Annotated in this window: 10 protein-coding genes; all 10 read right to left on the bottom strand. The window is 55.7% G+C overall.

Annotation, left to right across the window (positions count from 1 at the left end):
- Nucleotides 1–14: 14 nt before the first annotated feature.
- Complete coding sequence (locus ABD851_RS05420) at nt 15–1415, bottom strand: arylsulfatase (protein WP_344976647.1); 1401 nt, start codon at nt 1413–1415, stop codon at nt 15–17.
- A 113-nt stretch (nt 1416–1528) separates the two neighbouring features.
- A complete protein-coding gene (locus ABD851_RS05415; protein WP_344976645.1) occupies nt 1529–2845 on the bottom strand; it encodes a Gfo/Idh/MocA family protein in 1317 nt (438 codons plus the stop codon).
- Between the two features lie 31 nt (nt 2846–2876).
- A complete protein-coding gene (locus tag ABD851_RS05410; protein WP_344976642.1) occupies nt 2877–3752 on the bottom strand; it encodes a sugar phosphate isomerase/epimerase family protein in 876 nt (291 codons plus the stop codon).
- A gap of 26 nt (nt 3753–3778) precedes the next feature.
- Nucleotides 3779–5494, bottom strand: a complete 1716-nt coding sequence (gene pafA / locus ABD851_RS05405; RefSeq protein WP_344976639.1) for an alkaline phosphatase PafA — start codon at nt 5492–5494, stop codon at nt 3779–3781.
- A gap of 10 nt (nt 5495–5504) precedes the next feature.
- The gene (locus ABD851_RS05400; RefSeq protein WP_344976636.1) at nt 5505–7850 is read right to left on the bottom strand and encodes a sulfatase-like hydrolase/transferase; all 2346 of its coding nucleotides are present in this window, start codon (nt 7848–7850) and stop codon (nt 5505–5507) included.
- The gene (locus ABD851_RS05395; protein WP_344976633.1) at nt 7847–9487 is read right to left on the bottom strand and encodes a RagB/SusD family nutrient uptake outer membrane protein; all 1641 of its coding nucleotides are present in this window, start codon (nt 9485–9487) and stop codon (nt 7847–7849) included. Before ABD851_RS05395 ends, ABD851_RS05400 begins: the two co-directional genes overlap by 4 nt.
- A 25-nt stretch (nt 9488–9512) precedes the next feature.
- Entirely contained in the window at nt 9513–12980 is a 3468-nt protein-coding gene (locus ABD851_RS05390; protein WP_344976630.1) for a TonB-dependent receptor, read from the bottom strand.
- Nucleotides 12981–13186: 206 nt separating this feature from the next.
- Nucleotides 13187–14728: a sulfatase family protein gene (locus ABD851_RS05385; protein ID WP_344976627.1), complete on the bottom strand. Its 1542-nt coding sequence runs from the start codon at nt 14726–14728 to the stop codon at nt 13187–13189.
- 76 nt (nt 14729–14804) lie between these two features.
- A complete protein-coding gene (locus ABD851_RS05380) occupies nt 14805–15650 on the bottom strand; it encodes a 3-keto-disaccharide hydrolase (RefSeq protein WP_344976624.1) in 846 nt (281 codons plus the stop codon).
- A gap of 108 nt (nt 15651–15758) precedes the next feature.
- Nucleotides 15759–16994 carry a CehA/McbA family metallohydrolase domain-containing protein gene (locus ABD851_RS05375; protein ID WP_344976621.1) on the bottom strand — a complete coding sequence of 412 codons (1236 nt, stop codon included), beginning with the start codon at nt 16992–16994 and terminating at the stop codon, nt 15759–15761.
- Between the last annotated feature and the right edge of the window lies 1 nt (nt 16995).

The raw sequence follows: 16995 nt of genomic DNA, 5'->3' as shown, positions 1-16995 counted from the left end.
AGCGGCACCTTTAATTAATTGTGAACCGCGCGATAGGGAAAATAGGGCGGATCCGGCGTGCTGCTGCGGGCAAATATCGTCTTTATCCGGCTTATGATATCCGGGTGTTCCGCAGCCGCATCATGCTGCTCGCCGGGATCTTTTTCCAGGTCGTACAGCGCTATGGCAGCTTGTTTGTCCTTATATACATTATTCTGTATCCCTTTCCATTTTCCCATCCTGACGGCCCGGCTCTGCAGCCAGTTCCGTGGTAAGCGGTTGCCCGGTTTCTGCCAGTTGTAGTTGTAATCGTACAGCTCCCAGTATAAAAAGGGGTGCTGCGGCTGTTGCCCTTTGCCCAGCAGCGCCGGGAGAAAAGAAATACCGTCGACAGGAACGGAAGGCCGCACGCCCGCGATCTGACAGAGCGTAGGCAGCAGGTCCCAGGCTGCGGTCACATGCCGCGTTACCCGTCCGGCCTTTATCCTGGCCGGCCAACAGGCAATAAACGGCTCCCGGATACCCCCTTCGTACAGGCTCAGCTTTGCCCCGCGAAAGGGGCCGTTGGCGCGGAACAGCTTTGCCGGTCCGGCGTTGGCGCCGTTATCGCTGGTAAATAAGATCAGGGTATTTTCTGCCAACCCTTTTTCCTTGAGCAGACTGAGAATACGTCCCACATCACGGTCCAGCAGGGATACCATCGTGGCATAGGTCTTCAGCGCCTCCGGCCAGGGCTGCTTTATATACGGCGTGTCCGGCGGCAGCATATAGTCGCCGTGCGGGATGGTATAGGGCAGATACAGGAAAAAGGGCTGCCCGGGCCGGCTTTTACGGATGAATTCCAATGTCTTTTCCACAAAAAGACTATGGCTGTATACGCCGTGTCTGCCTCCTTCATTGGCCTCCAGGGGTAGTCTTTTGTCGTCTTTCCACAGGTAGGGCGGATAATAGTTATGGGCCTTCATCTGGTCCATATAGCAAAGCGACTCGTCAAAGCCGCGGCTGCCGGGGCCGGTCAGAGAATCCCCGACGCCCCATTTGCCAAACAGGGCCGTACGGTATCCCTGTGATTTCAGATACTCCGCAAGGGTGGGATGGTTTGCGGCCATGGGCAGGTTGCCGTCGTCGACCGCCAGTCTGAAGTTGCCCCGGATAGCGGTGTGTCCGGTATGCATTCCCGTCATCAGGGCTTCCCGGGAAGGGGCACACACGCTGCAGCCGGCATAATAACCGGTAAACCGGATGCCGCGGGCGGCGAGGGTGTCGATGTTCGGCGTGCGTACGATCTGCTGACCGTAACAGCCCAGCTGGCCGTAACCCATATCATCCGCGAGGATCAGGATGATATTGGGGGGCGTCTCTGCAGGCTGCTGTGCAAACAGCTGCAGGCAAAACAGGCTCTGCAGACAGCCCGATAGTATAATATGTTTGAACATCACGTTGCGCCTTTCCGGTTGTTTAAGGTTTAAAGTTCAAAGTTTCATTCCAGGCAGTCAACCTTAGACGTTAAACTTGGACTTTAAACTATATACCTTTCGCCTTTCACCCTTTACCTTTGGCCTCTATCCCATTCCTTCCGCATCTTCCTTCCGAGGAGCTTGTCCGCATCCGGATCGTTTTTAAAGGTCTCCTTCACCGGGTCCCATTTCAGGGGACGTTTGACGGCATAGGCGATATTGCCCAGGTTGCATACGGTGGCGGAGCGGTGACCCGTTTCAATATCACATACCGGCAGGCTGCGCTTACGGATAGCATCCAGCCAGTTGGTATAATGATTTTCACTCTTATATACCCGTTTTTCATCCGGACCGATCACCTTATCCTTCAGCGAATCGGGAGTGGTCTCGAGCTTGTGCCGGCGGATATCGATCTGCCCTTTTGATCCGATAAACCGGACCGCATGCGCTTTGCCGAAGTCTTCATGGGTAACCGTAATACCATTGTCATAGCGATAGGTCAGGAAGGGATGGTCTTTCCCATCCGGCGGAATGATGTCCACCGGTCCGCTGCTGTCTTTATCGAGCGCCCACTGCACAATATCAAACATATGAGCGCCCCAGTCCGTCATATCGCCGCCTCCGAATTCCCGGTATTTTCTCCATTCGGCCCAGAAGTTGGCATCCAGTGCGGGAGCAATGCGATTGTTATAAGGATAATGTTCGTCCGGCCCGAGCCAGAAGTTCCAGTCCAGCCCCGCGGGCAGGGGCTCCCCCTGCAGGTCGTACGGCACCGGCGGGCCCCCGACGCTTACCTTCACCGTCCGGATATCTCCGATATAGCCGTTGCGGACCAGCTCTACTGTCTGCCGGAATTCCGGCCAGGAACGCTGCATGCTGCCCGTCTGAAATATCCGTTTGTGTTTCCGTACGGCATTGACCATGGCCCGACCCTCCCGCACCGTCAGGGAGAGCGGCTTCTCGCCATAAATATCCTTTCCGGCTTCTGCGGCATACACCACATGCACGCTGTGCCAGAAATCCGGCGAAGCCACCACTACAGCGTCGATGTCCTTACGGCCCAGCAGCTCCCGGAAATCGTTGTAGGCGGTGCAGCCCTTGTAGCCGTTTTGTCCGGATTGTTTTGCATAAAAGGCGTCTACCTGGTTTTTAAAATGCTCGCGTTTTGCCGTATAGACGTCGCAGTTGGCCAGCACCTGCACCTGTCCGGTCTGTAAAAAGGAATGCAGCAGCCCGTGTCCCTGGCGGCCGTTCCCGATAAAGCCGAGGGCCAGGCGGTCGCTGGGGGCAGTAAAGCCGCGTCCGCCCAGTACATAGCGGGGCACGATCATAAAGGCGGAAAGGGCCGCTGTCCGGCCGATGAAGGCCCTCCGGGTGAGCGGCGCGGGCTTGTTATCTTTCTGTTCCATCAGTAGTTTTTGGTAGAGAAGATACGGAGTTTTATTTAAGCAAAGCCTGTTTCTGCTTGTTAAAATATGCTGCGCTGGCTTTTACTTCCGGCAGGTTATTTTCCCAATGGTATTCGTATTCTATGGATACTACTCCTTTGAAATGCTGTTTTTTCATCTCCTGCATGACGGCGGGCAGGTTGCTGATACCGGTGCCCCAGGGAAGGTCATGCGCCTTTCGCACTCCTTTTTCGTTCAGGTCCTTCATATGAAACTCAATGATATGCCCTTCCAGCTTCCGCATACATTCCACCGGGTCCAGCCCGGACCGCAGCCAGTGGCCGATGTCCGCACAGGCGCCGATACGGGGGCTGGCCTCTTTAATGGCTGCCAGCAGAATATCCGGGTTCCAGTAATGCGAAGGCCGGGGATGGTCATGGATCGCTACATTGATCCTGTATTCATCGCAAAGCCGGGAGATCAGCGGTATTTGCTGCTCTTCGGGCTCGGAGACGATATTACGGATATCCATTGCCCTGGCAAACCGGAACAGCTGTACCCATTCGCTGTCGGTCTTGGGCTTTACCACGCCATAGGACAGCATCTTTATTCCCTTCCGCCGGAGCAGCTGCTGTACCCGGCGCCGTTTTCCGGCATCCATGCGGTAGTCCATCTTTCCTTCCACCCCGCCTCCGATCTCCTGGTTGGGGAACCCTTCCACATATTTTACCCCGGCAGAATCTATCTTATCCAGGGCTTCGGCAAAGGTGTATACATGAAAGGTCCAGGCTTGTACCGCCAGCTTCCAGTCGGAAGGCTGCAGCTTTTTCTGGGCCGTGGCGGGACGGGTAATGCTGAGCAGCAGGAGCAGCATACAGAAAGTGAGGGTGGAAACGGTACGGAAAACGGCTTTGGATAAAAGGTTCATCGGTTGCATTTCTGAAAGTTAGGGATTCAACGGTTAACAGACGGCTGAAAATGATCGGCGATCTGCAGGATAGGCCGGCCGATACATCCGCTGGGCAGCTGGATATGCAGCAGGGCGGCCAGCGTGGGCGCAATGTCCGTCATATGCAGGGTACGGTGGGTATATCCCGGCGATATGCCCCATCCCATAAAGATCAGGGGAATATGGGTATCGTAAGGATTCCATCCGCCATGCGTGGTACCGGTACGGCTATACGCCGCCAGCCATCCGGTGGCGGGGATAACCTGCACGGGGCCGCTCCGGGCAGCGTGATAGCCATTGATCATGGCTTCCTTCAGCACCGCCGGCACCGGCGCGTCGCCGATATGCATCATGTCCTCGGCATACAGGATACCCGGCTGCCCGCGCAGAAAAGCCACCGTACTCTTTTTTATCTGCTCAAAGTCGAGGTGATGGGCGGCGATCTTTCCCCGGTCGTAGTTGATCTGGTAACTGGCGCCAATATTGCCGTCCTTCCGCACCAGCTCCTTCACGCCGTATCTTTTTTCAAGCAGGGTATTGAGATCTGCGGTAAGGTCTTCATCCCAGAAGCCTGTCGGCATATGATGCGCTTTCATAAACCCTTCCGCATGCGCACCACCATGGTCCGCCGTCAGAAAAACGAGATAATTGCCTTTGCCGATCTTTTCATCCAGGAAACGGAAGAAGGCGGACAGGTCCTTATCCAGACGCAGGTACACGTCCTCCACCTCTATGGAGTTGGGTCCGAACATATGCCCTGCATAATCCGTAGATGCGCAGTTGATGGTGAGGAAATCAGTAGCTCCTTCCTGTCCCAGGCGGTAGCCGTCCACGGCAGCGCGGGCAAAGTCCAGCGTGAGCGTGTTCCCAAAGGGGGTAGAGCGGATGATCCCGTGATTATGCCGGTATTTTCCGGCGATATCATAGGGAAAAACCGGAGCAGCTTTTCCCCCGAGATGTCCTTCCCAGGCGACGCTGTCCTGCGTGCTTTCGGTATATTCCGCGAGGGGATAAAGCGTATGCCATCCTCCGGCAGTCAGCTGCGCCGGCAGATTACGGGCATTGAAGGCCTTTACCCAAGCCGGGAGCGACTGCATATAATAGGTGCTGCTGATAAAGCTGCCCGAGGTATTGTCGAACCAGAAAGCGGCATTGGCGGTATGCCCGGCCGGCAGGATGGCGGCCCGGTCCTTCAGGGAAACGCCGACCACGCGGGACCGGAAGTTAGTGGCCAGCCGCAGCTCATCGGTGACGGTGGAGACCAGCAGATTGCGGGGCGACATCTTTCCTTCCTTTGAATCGCTGCCTACCGTCTGTACGGTGGTATCTTCCGTACAGTACCATTTCCTGCCCGTACGCTGGTCGATCCATTCGTTACCGGCAATGCCGTCGATGGCCGGCACCGAGCCGGTGAAGATCGTGGAATGTCCGACCGCAGTCGCCGAGGGCAGGTAATTGATAAACGTGTTCTGACAACGGAAACCTTCCGTCAGCAGCCTTTTAAAGCCGCCTTCCCCATATTTTCCGTAATACCGGTACAGATAATCCCAACGCATCTGGTCCACCACGATGCCTACTACCAGCTTCGGCCGGGACAGGCCCTGCTGCGACCGCAGGGGTACGCGCTGCTGCCCTGCCGTAGCGTGCTGCTGGGCCCGGGCGGTAAGACAAAGGAACACAGCTCCTGAGAAAAGGATAAAACGCAGTCGGATCACCAACATGCTTACGGGTTTATTGAGCAGCATGATCAAAAAACTTTTTCTTTGTACCCTGCATCACCTGGATCGGCCCCAGTCCCTGCCCGGCCTCGATGCCCAGGTCGGCCTCTACGATATCGGCGCCGCTGCGGATGATCCTGCGGTAACCTTCCAGCAATTCCTGTTTACTGATTTCTCCGCCGGTATACTGCTTGTCGATATTCCGGGAGCTGCCCCGGATCGCCATTACACCGCGCTCGTGCAGGTAACGGAATACGCCGCTGTCCTTCGGCTCGCCGTGGGTGACAAAGGCCACTACATTGCTCCAGGGTACGCCGGTCTTTTCAAATTTTTCGGCGGCGGCGCGGTCCGGGATAAACACCTCCATCATGATATCCTTATCCAGCGCATAGCATTTTTGGGCATCTTCAAAAGTATAGGCCATGATCAGCACATTGGCCTCGGCATGATGCTCCATGATCTTGCGGGCACGGACTTCCACGCTCACATCTTTCTGGTCCATGATGAGGAGCGTTTTGCCTTTGGCCCATTCGAGTACGGCATCCAGGGTCGGTATCTTGTATTGCGTCACATTGCCGTGCACATCCTTCAGCTGCAGCTGCTGCAGCTCGGCCAGGGTATGATCGGATATTTTGCCGTGGCCGGTGGAGGTCCGGTCCAGCGTCGGATCATGCATAACGACAATGGCGCTGTCCCGGGTATAGTGCGGATCCATTTCCATGATGGACCAGGTATGCCGCAACGTGTTCCGGAAGGTAGCTATTGCATTCTCCGGATATCCCAGCGTGGGGCCGCCGCGGTGGGAGCTGACAAAAGGAATGCGATCGGGCGTGTAATGCAGCAGCGCCTTTGTTTCCGCGGGGCTGCTCACCCTGAAAACGTGCAAAGGGGCAGCGGTATCCGGTGCATAGGGAAAATACGGCGGATCGGCTATGCTCGATGAACGGAAAAACCGCTGAACCCGCGCTACGACATCCGGATGTTGCGCGGCCACATCTTTTTTCTCGCCGGGATCCGTTTCCAGGTCATAAAGCTGAACGGGAGCATCCGGATTTTCCAGGAGGTTGTCCCGGATGGCCTTCCACTTTCCGTAACGTACCGCTGCATTCAGCAGGTAGTTTCGCGGCAGCTTGTTGCCCGGCTTATACCAGTTGTAATTATAATTGTAATATTCCCAGTAGAGAAAAGGGTGCTCGGGCTGCCTGCTGTTTTTCAACGCCGGCAAAAAAGAAATACCGTCTATATTTCGGGGCGCGCGGGTGCCGCTCAGCTGGCAAAGGGTGGGTAAAAAGTCCCAGGCTGCGGTAACATGCGATGATACCTGCCCGGGCCGGATCTTGCCCGGCCAGTAAGCGATCAGCGGTACGCGGATACCGCCTTCATACAACCCGAACTTAGAGCCGCTGAATTTTCCGTTACTCCCGAAGAAGCGGGCAAATCCCATGTTGGCCCCGTTATCGCTGGCAAAAAAGATAATCGTATTGTCGGCAAGACCTTTCTCCCGGAGCAGCTGCACGATGCGGCCCACATCCCGGTCAAGCTTCGAGATCATGGTGGCGTAAACCTTGAATTGCTGCGGCCAGTCTTTTGCCGCATAAGGCGTATCCGGAGGCAGCGTATAGGCGCCGTGGGGAATGGTATAGGGCAGGTAAAGAAAAAACGGATCCGCTCCGGGCTTGCTGCCGCGGATAAAGTCCAGTGTTTTTTCCGCAAAAAGATCATGGCTGTAAGTGCCGCGGGCCTCACCGGCATTGCCCGGCAACATGACCCGCCGCCCGGTTTCATAAAGATAGGGCGGATAGTAATTGTGGGCTTTTATCTGGTCCAGGTAACAGAATGAGCTGTCGAACCCCTGGGTTTCCGGGCCGTGACCTTCCCCGCCAAGGCCCCATTTTCCAAAGAGCCCCGTACGGTAGCCGGCGCTTTTCATCAGCTCGGCCACCGTTTGTTTTTCATCCGGCATGGCAGGGTCCTCCTCATCGTCGGTCAGGAAATTACCCCGGATATAGGTATGACCGGTATGACGGCCGGTAAGCAGCGCTTCCCGGGAGGGCGCACAGACGCTGCATCCCGCATAGTAATTCGTAAAACGCATCCCGCCGGCAGCCAGCGAATCGATATGCGGCGTACTGATCATCCGCTGTCCATAACAGCCCAGGTCGCCATAGCCCAGGTCATCGGCAAGGATCAGGATGATGTTGGGCTTCTGCTGTCCGTAGCTTTGCAAGGTCAGTAAAAATAAACCGGCCAGGAACAAAAATCGTCTGATGGGTATCCGCATGGTCTTCATGATTTTTACAATATTGGCGATGATCCGCCGGTTCTCAGGGCGGCTTTTGCAATAGGTGTCTTTTATCAATAGGACGGGTTCTGGGTAAGCTTTGGATTCTGATCGATGGCGTACTGCGGCACCGGCATCAGGTAATTTTTGGGCGCATCAAAGGTTACCTTGCGTACCTCGATCTTTTCATAGCGCAATTTACCGCTTACTTCCGTGATCTTCATGCCATGGATGGGGCGGCTGAAGATGTCTGCTGCGGTCTTCCAGCGCCGGATATCATAAAACCGCTTTCCCTCGAAGGCCAGCTCTACACGGCGCTCGCGCCGGATGCGTTCCCGCATGGCGTTTTGATCCAGCCCTTCCGGCAGCGAAGGCAGACCGGCGCGCCCGCGGATTTCGTTCAAAGCGCTGTAGACGGAAGCATCCGGACCCGCCGCTTCGTTTTGGGCCTCGGCATAATTCAGCAATACCTCCGCATAGCGGAACACGATCACATTGGTGCCGTCCAGGTCGCTTGGCGTGGAGGCGATGGTGGAATCCTGGAGCTTCTTCATAAAATAACCGGTGCGGCCGGTGTTCCCGCTCTTGCCGGTGATGTTGATCTCATTGGGATTGTTGGGAACGCCGAGGCGAGTATAGATCGTCTTGCCGCGCCATATGGAACCGTCGTATATAACGGAGGCGTAAAACCGTTTGTCACGATGGGCATAGGGATGATCCGGATCATACTGCGCCGATCCCTCTCCTGCCGTTTTTCCATCGAGATACTCATAACAGTCCACCAGGTCCTGGGTAGGATCGCAGTTGCCCCAGCCGCCGCCTTTGGATACCTCTACCACTCCCCAGTACTGGTTGATATGCTTGGGACGGACATTGGGGGCAAACTGTATATCAAAGATCACTTCCTCATTGTTTTCATGGTCCGCATAAAACAGGCCGGCATAATCGGAGAAAAGCGCGTAGACGCCGGCATCCATGATAGCCTTGTTGGTGGCAGCGGCATCCTGCCATTTGCCGGCATACAGCTCTTCCTCTCCTTTCAGGGCCATGGCGGCGCCCCAGGTAGCGCGGCCTACATCCTTGCCGGTCCATTGCTGCGGAAGGTCGGCCGCAGCAGCGGTGCATTCAGACTGGATAAAGGCCACACACTCGGGATAAGTGCTCCGCGGATAAAAAAGGGAATCAGCGCCCGTATTGTTGTCCAGCACCTTGGTGATCAACGGTACCCCCCCATACAGGTCGATCAGGGTTTTATAGAAATATACCCTGAGAAAACGGGCCTGGGCGACCATGACCCGCTTGGTGGCGTCCGAAAAATCCGAAGCACTCACTTTCTGGATCATCAGGTTGCATTTCCGGATATTGGCATACATGATCTTCCAGGTGTTGGTAAAAAGCAGGTTGGAAGGACCGTAGCTGCTGTTGTCAAACAGCTGGTAGGAGGGCGTTCCGCTGGCCGCGCCGTAAGTAGCATCGTCGGTATAGTCATCCAGTCCGTCGTTGCCGATCTGCGTAGGCAGGTTCAGCCAGCTTGAGCCATAGGGCCCTGCATTGAGACTGTTATAGATATCATTCAGGAACAGGTTGGCCGAAGAAGAATCCGTCCAGACCGTGGCATCGCTCAGCTGATCGGAAGGCAGGATATCCAAATCTTTTTCGCTGCAGGAGGCCAGTACTGCTCCCAGCAGGAACAGCGCCAGATATGATTTCATCATATTCATCTTTACCTTTTTCATAAAATCAAAAACCGATATTTAACCCGAACGCATATACTTTCTGCTGGTAATAATACCGCCCCCGGTTATCGTCGCCCAGCTCGGGGTCCATGTATTTGAACTGCCGGATAGTAAGCAGGTTCTGACCGGACAGGTATACCCGTACAGACTTCAGCTTAATCGTCTCCAGCACAGCCGGCGGCAGGGCATAGCCCAGCTCCAGCGTTTTCAGCCGCAGGTAGGTCCCGTTTCTTACCCAGAAGGAAGACTCCTGCGAGTTATTGGTGGTTACCGAAGGCACCAGCCGCGGGAAGGCGGCGTCCGTATGATCCGGGGTCCAGTAATCCATCTGGTATTTGGCGATCTTCGCGCGGTTAAAGAAAGGATAGGCCAGCTCATTGCCGAGGTAAATATCCGCACCGGCAGCGCCCTGCCAGAGCATGGACAGGGAGAGACCTTTCCAGCTGAGATCGGCGTTCAGCCCGAAGATGATCTCGGGAAACAGGGGCTTGCCGATCACCGTATAATCGTTGATATCGATCTTGCCGTCGGGACCGGTAGGTTTACCGTCCGGTCCGGCGGGGCCGGCGAGGTCGGCATATTTGATATCGCCGGGAGCAACGGGTCCGTAGGTCGGCACCGCCTCGCCTTCTTTCAGGTTGCCGTCGGCATCGAAATCGCTCTGCTGATACAGTCCCAGCGATTCCAGGCCGAAGCGGGTATCCAGGGGCCGGCCGGTCTGCCGCCGGTTGGGGTTGTTATAGGTGGCCGGGGTCTCGAAAGTCTGGATCAGCTTGTTGCGGGCATAAGTAAAGTTAAAGGCGGCATTCAGCCGCAGATCATGGGTCAGCCGCTGCTCGGTGGTGACGCTGAAGTCGATGCCCGCATTTTCCATCACCCCGGCGTTGACCTGTGAAATGCCGATACCATATTCTGCGGGCACGGTAGCGGTAGGCTTCAGCAACATATCCGATCTTTTTTCGCGGAAATAGTCGAGGCTGAACCCAAGCTTGCCATTCCATAGCAGGGCATCCAGCCCGATATCGGCCTTCTTCGCCGTTTCCCAGGTGATGTTGGGATTGGGCTGGGCATTTTCAAAAATCCCCTGCACCTGGTAAGGGGCGGTGCCACCGAAGACATAGCTGCTTCCCAGTCCGTAAGCCGTCAGGTACTGAAAGGGGCCGCCGGCCAGGTTGCCCGATTTGCCGTAAGAGCCCCTGAGCTTGAGGTTATCGATCCAGGAGAAGTTATCCCGGAGAAAGGGCTCTTCCGAAAGCAGCCATCCCAGGGAGGCCGCCGGGAAAAACGCATATCGTTTTCCGGGAGCAAAATAATAATGGCCGTCGTACCGGCCGGTGAGCTCGGCGAGATACTTGCCCGCATAGGCATAGCTCAGCCGGTATACCCAGCCGATCTGCGCTCCCTTTGCAGAGGAGCCTCCGTTATCAAAATCATTCTTATCACTGCTGCCGAGGGAAAGCTCGTCCATGTTCACGGCATAGTTGATCCGGGCTGCCGTCAGCGTATCGAATATGGCCGGCCGGTTTTCGTATACGCCAAGGAGGCTGATATCGTGTTTTCCAAAAGTGCGGTGATAGGTCACATATCCCTGCATGGTGATCTGCTGTCCTTCGCCAAAGGCTTCCGACAACGTAGGCGTGGGCGGTCCCGCATGCTGCGGAACCAGCTGGTCCGATGCATCCAGGCTGTAAAAGGTAAGCGGCAGCTGCCAGGCTTTATCCAGGTGATAGCTTTTATTATAGGCATATACTCCTTTCAGCGACAGACCCGGAACAAAGGGAATGCGCTGTTCGATCTGCAGCTTGCCGTTAAAGATATTGCTCTTGTCTTTGTTATACCCGCTTTCATACAGCGAAGGCAGCATCTGGTGCGCCGGCTGACCGTTGCTGTATTGCAGGGGAAAGATCGGCGGTATCTCGGTGACATCGGTAAAGATGCCTTTGCCCGAAGCGCCGCCCGGTTTATGACTTTTGGTCAGTGCGGCATTGATATCGAGGGAAACGGTGGTGGTGGGCGTTACGTCCGCATCCACGTTCACCGTCATGTTATACCGTTTGAAGTTGATGACCTTCACTACGCCTTCCTGATACAGATAGCCCAGGTTGCTGTAGATGCGGACCTTTTGTGTTCCCCCGGTAAACGACAGGGTATGCCGGGTCATGGGCGCCTGGAAGTTGAGGATGCGGTGCACCCAGTCCGTATTGGGGTAATGATCGGGATCGCTGCCGTCCCTGAATTTCTGCAGCTGCTCGTCGGTATAGGCGGCCGGCAGCCCTACGTTCTTGTTTGCGGTATTGAGGGCGCTGGCATAGCCGTAGGCGTCCAGGTATTCCGGGATGGCGGTGGGCTGCTGAAAGCCGTAATATCCGTCGTAGTTAAAGGCAAAGGTGCCGGCCTTCCCTCTCTTGGTGGTGACCAGGATCACGCCGTTGGCGCCGGCCAGACCGTAAGGGGCCACCGCTGCTGCATCCTTAAGCACGGTAATGCTGGCCACTTCGTTGGGGTTGAGCTGGTTGTAATTCATCGGAATGCCGTCCACCACCACCAGGGGACCCGCATTCCCGGTGGTGCCGATGCCGCGGATGTGTATCTCATCCGCGTCGCTGCCCGGCTCTCCGCTGTTCTGCCGAAAGAGCACGCCGGATACCCTGCCGCCCAGCGTATTGCTGACATTGGCGACCGGGGCCTTGACGATCTCATCCCCACCTACGGATGATACGGCGGCGGTGACGGAGGTCTTTTTCTGTGTGCCGTAGCCCACGACGACCACCTCGCTCAGGCCTTTGGCGTTGGGCAGTAGGGCAACATGAGTCGAAAACTTCCCGCTCAGGGTCACAGTCTGCGGTTCGTAGCCTACAGAGGAAAACACCAGCGTAGCGCCCAGGGGAACCCGGAGTGAAAACTGTCCTTTGGCGTCGGTAACGGCACCCAGCGCCGTACCTTTTATCTGTATGGTAGCGCCCGCCAGCGGCGTGTTGCGACTGTCAGTAACCATACCTTTTATAAGGGTATCTGCAGGAAGCGCGGGAGCAGCGCCGGGCTGCGGGGAAGCGGCTGTTTCCTGCTGCCGGGCACGCGCTTCAGCTGCCTGATTGCGCGGCGGAGCCGGCCGGGCAGGTCTTACCGAGAAGGCATTGTTGATCTGCTCAAATTCGAGCCCCGTTTCACCGGAAAGCTGCAGCAGCGTCCAGGTCACAGATTTCCGGCTGACCTGCAGGCTGACCAGCTGCTGTATGTCGATGCTGCTGGCATTGTAAAAAAAATGAAAAGGGGTCTTTTTTTCAATATCCCTGAAGACGGCTTCCAGCGGCTGACGGGCTATCTCCAGCGAGAGAAAGATTTTTTCCGGATCGGGCTTTTGGGTATGGTTTTCCTTTGCGGCTGACTGCGCTACGGCGGCTGTAATGATCCAGGAGATCAATACGGCATAGCGACAGCCCTTCGCTGCCGCGTACCTGAAATTTTTCTTCATGCTGACGCACGGTTTTAAGGATAAGCAATCTCAAAATGGCAGGCGTGCTTCGGCGTATCCCCATACGGTTCCCGCATCGCCTTTGTTATTATGGTATGCTGTTTTCTTCTATCAAAGTTCCCTTTCGGGGAAGATACCCTAAAGCCGGGCACTATTTTATTTTTCCGGCGCCTGTACGGCAGTACCGGCGGGCTGTTAACTGAAGATTATTTGCGGCTGCGCCCATCTGACCGGATCTTTTCAAGCTTCGCGGCCATTTCTTTTACCCGGTCGGGCTGGGCGGCAGCCTGGTTGTTCTTTTCCGCGAGGTCGCTTTTCAGATCGTACAGCTGCGGCTGCATATCATTCCCCAGCGCTATGTTCACATTCTTGGCTATCTTGGGTCCCTTGTGCGGCGCAATGTATTTCCAGTTTCCCTCCACCAGGGCCAGCCCGTTGCCCTGCTCTACGAGCGTGCTCCTTCCCTGTTTTGATTTTCCGGTGAGGGCATCCATGACATTGTAGCTGTCAGGTGCATCGGCGCTATTCAGGGACTGACCGGTAAAGGCGGCAAAAGAGGCCAGCAGGTCTACCTGGCTCACCAGCGCATCGGATACGCCCGGTTTTATGGCGGCAGGCCATCTTACAATAAAGGGAACGCGGGTTCCGCCTTCCAGGATACTGTATTTGCCGCCGCTCATTTCGCCGGCCGGCTTGTGCCCGTTGGCCATCTCCACGGCTCCGTCCTGATAACCGTCGTCCAGCACGGGTCCGTTGTCGCTGGTGAACAGCACAATGGTATTTTTGGCGAGGCCCAGCTGATCCAGGGTTTTCATAATCCGGCCCACGGCCCAGTCCAGCTGCAGGATGGCATCTCCGCGGTAACCCAGTCCGCTTTTCCCCTTAAACCGGGTATCCGGCATACGCGGAACATGGATATCGGTAAAGGCCAGGTACAAAAAGAAAGGCTTGGTACGGTGATCTTCGATAAACTCCTGCGCTTTTACCGTAAACACGTCTTCCACTTCCTCATCCGCCCAGCGTGCGCGCTGTCCGCCCTGCATAAACCCGATGCGGCCGATGCCGTTTACGATCGTACCGTCGTGGCCATGCGAATATTTCATCTTCAGCAGCTCGGGATGCTCCCGGGCAGTGGGCTCATCGCCCACCTTTTCCTTATAGCTTACGGTTATCGGATCAGCGGAGTCCAGGGCCACCACTTTATGATTTTCGATAAACACGGTCGGCACGCGGTCGGCGGTCGCCGGGAAAAAGAAAGCATAATCGAATCCCGTTTCATTGGGACCGGGACGGATCTCGCTGTTCCAGTCCGGCTCGCCCTGCGAACCCAGGCCCAGGTGCCACTTTCCTACCGCGGCCGTAGCATAACCCGCTTTTTTCAGCATGGACGGCAGCGTGGCCCTGTCCAGCGGGATGATCAGCGAGGCATCGCCGGGCAGGATGCCTGTGCCCTTTTTACGCCAGGCATATTCACCGGTAAGGATGGCATAACGGGAAGGTGTGCAGGTTGCCGCAGCGGCATGGCCGTTGGTGAAGCGCAGTCCTTCGGCCGCCAGCCGGTCGATATTGGGGGTATGTATTTTTGTGGCGCCGTTGCAGCTGATGTCCCCGTAACCCAGATCGTCTGCATACAGCAGAATGATATTCGGCTTCGCACTGGTATCTGCGGCGGCGGTTTCCCCGGCAGTGCCATTTCCCTGGCAGGCCGTCAGGACCAGGCTGAGCAGCGCAGAAACGAGGAGGGTCATACCGGTTGTTTTATAATTGTTCTTCATCATTCGGTTTTTCTGAAAACGGCGTTAAAAATGAAATCGGGGAAAGCTTTCAATGATCATTCCGGTGCTGCAGCTGGTGGATGACCTCTGCCAGCTTTGCCGGATCGTGCATATAAGGCTCCAGGTTGTACAGCTTCACTTCGCGGAACTCTGTCGGCATACTTTCGCTCTGCAAGGCAATATATCCCTCCTTCAGGGGCGTTCCGTCTTTCTTGTAGGCGGGATCATAGTCATTTACCGTGCCGCCGCCGACCCTGGGCTTCTTATAAACCAGCACCGTATCCGTACCTACGATATGCTTGATGATCGAGTCGCCCAGCACCAGGGCTTCCACATGGGTCCATTCGTGGGCGGGACTGGGTTTGGAATCGGAGTTGGTACAATGACTGGGCGCTGTCTGATCTCCGATGACCACTTCGGTACCTGGCGTACATACGTTAGCGTTAGTACGAGTTGCAATACTGTCGCTTCCCAGCAGCTGACACTCTATAGAAATGGGATAGTCCTGCTTGACCGTCATCGTCTGCGGAGACTGGCAGTGCAGCATGATCCCGTTGTTGAGATAGGCCCATCCGGGGCCGTCTTTCACCTGGCTGCCGTAAAACCGGTAGTCCACCGCGATCAGGTAGGCAGAGTATTTCTGCTTGTAAAAAATATGACCGTACCGCCCTTTCAGCAGGCTGTCGTAACCGTCGTAGCTGACCTTCAGGAGACCGTCTTCCACGCGGAAGGTATTGGCGAAATTGTCGTTCAGGGGATAGCCGGCAATTTTGACGGTCCAGCCGTCGAGGTCTTTTCCGTTAAACAGGGATATCCATTCTCCGTGAGGCTCCTGCTGTGCGCAACCGGCCAGCATACCCGTCAGGGACAGTAAAGCGAGGATGAGTTTGTTCATGATTTTGGTCTGAGTGAAATAACGATAAAATCAGCAACAAAATATAGATTTCTGCGCTATCCGTCATGAAAGTTTTTTGCCTGTCTGTACCGGTCGGCATCCTACCTATTATTTTCCTGTCCATACCGGGGCCAGCCAGGCAACGGGCTTTTTCGGATCCGCATGGGGAGCGTCTCCGCCGCCGGCGTTCCATATCCTGACAAAAAAGTATTTCGCGGCTGCATCACGGATCACCGGCTTCCAGCGGACGGAATGACCGGGAGCGGGAGTATAGGTCTGCACCACCTGACCGCCGTCTTTGACGATATCCACTTTCGTGATCCGGTCACCGGGGTTACCCGTATCGGGATCGCTGATCTCGATATCAAACTGATAAGTATCTGCCGGCTTCAGCGTTGAGCCCATTATCTCGTCATTTACCGTGTACGCGCAACGGATATTCTGCTCCAGGGAAGCATAGGTTCTTCGATGCTTCATGGCTTCCAGTATGGCAGATTTTGTTCTTTTCTCCGCCAATACAAAGGTGCGGGAAGTGTTATCGGCAATGCCTTCGGTGCCGTGATTATCATTCCCGCAAACGGGAGAAACCTTCCATCCCCTGTCCAGGGCATTGATAAAGCCGGCATAATGAATGTGATTATTCGAATTGATCACTTCAAGCATGGTGATCACATCGGTCACCCCGGGTTCCCGGCCCGACCAGTCGTCATACTGCCGGGCGCCGGGATGGTTGAAGGTGGCTACGACGGGGCCGTCGCCGTTCGCAGAAACCGTATCCAGCCAGCGGTAGAAATAAGCAAGATCGATGCCCGGTTCGAGCGCATTGATGTAAGTGGCGCTGTTGATCACATTGATGTGCCCTTTTCCGCCCGGCCCGTCGTTTTCGGAATGTTCATATCCCCGCAATGCGACAAACGAGCTGTCCGTTGCTTTATCCGCTTCCTCCTGCGTGGCCAGCCAGGCTGCACTGAGCGGGCTGGTCGGATGAAAGCCGGCTTCCTGCGAATGGTCCGCCGTCACATAGAAATCATAGCCATTGTCTTTGGCTAACGCATAGTGCATGGCAGGCAGGCCCTGGTATTTTTCCCATCCGGGTTTCAGTGTGGTATTTATGGTTGTGCTTACATGGGTGGAAGAGTCGACAAAAAGAATCTTTTTTGTTCCCGGCTTACGGTCATACTGTGCACCGTGAGACAGCGTAAAAATGGTATGGGCATGTGTGCTGCCGGCATAAATACCATACCGGGAAAGCGGGTCTTCCGACTGCCCGGCAGCAGGAAGAAAAGCCGCCAGCATGCCGCCGAGCAACAGCATGGCACATATCTGTTTGGTCTGTTGTTCCATG

The sequence above is a fragment of the Compostibacter hankyongensis genome (assembly GCF_039541075.1).
In the GTDB taxonomy this organism is placed as follows: domain Bacteria; phylum Bacteroidota; class Bacteroidia; order Chitinophagales; family Chitinophagaceae; genus Compostibacter; species Compostibacter hankyongensis.
This window is presented reverse-complemented; position numbering and strand designations above follow the sequence as displayed.